This is a genomic window from Ruegeria sp. CK2, assembly GCF_056536585.1.
This window is the reverse complement of the sequence record NZ_JBQFPW010000072.1, coordinates 1-712: the sequence shown is the minus strand read 5'-3', so window position 1 is coordinate 712 and position 712 is coordinate 1. Positions and strand designations below refer to the sequence as shown.

Here is a 712-nt window from a genome sequence, read left to right as displayed (position 1 = left end):
TTTCCACGATCGGCGCAAAAACTAAACAAGGCTTCACGCAAATCACTCTCAACTCTGGCCAGCGCCTCGTTGCCCACCAACACATCCAAGTTCACGCTTTCCCTTTGACTCAGCGGGTGTGTGGCGGAAACAACAACTCGGTAGGTCTCACTGTATAGTGGCTCCGCCCGGTAAAGCTCAGATGCAGCGTCGGCACTTGTTATAGCTATATCAAAACGGCCTTCCCGAAGGCCGTCTAGAAGCGCATTTTGTTTGTCGACAATGATATCGAAATCAATTTCCGGTGTACGCGCCTGATGCCGCGTTACCGCGTCCGATATCCTGAATAGCCCGATTCCTTCACTAACTCCAACATTGATGGGAATGCCTTCGTGATGAACGTAACGTTTGGCATCTACCATCGCTTTTTGAGTTTGCTGCAACACCTCCTTTAAGTACGGGAGAATGACTGCGCCTAGCGGCGTCAAACTACTTCCGGCACGATCGCGCAGAAACAGTCTACCACCCAACCTATCCTCCAGCTTCCTGATGGATGTCGTGAGCGAAGGTTGAGAAACATTTAAAGCATGCGCTGCATGAGTGAAGTTTCGATATTTAACAACTGCCAAGAAATATCGAATTTGATTCATTTCCATGAATTCTGTGCGCCCTCTCTTTGGCATAGCCACTGAAAAGATCGCACAAAAGATGGTCACATTAACAATAGTTATCG

The 712-nt window shown here is 48.3% G+C and carries 1 protein-coding gene; it reads right to left on the bottom strand.

Annotated elements, in window-relative coordinates:
* On the bottom strand, nt 1–635 hold a 635-nt coding region (locus ACR0BU_RS24745; RefSeq protein ID WP_480755793.1), incomplete at its 3' end, for a LysR family transcriptional regulator.
* Between the last annotated feature and the right edge of the window lie 77 nt (nt 636–712).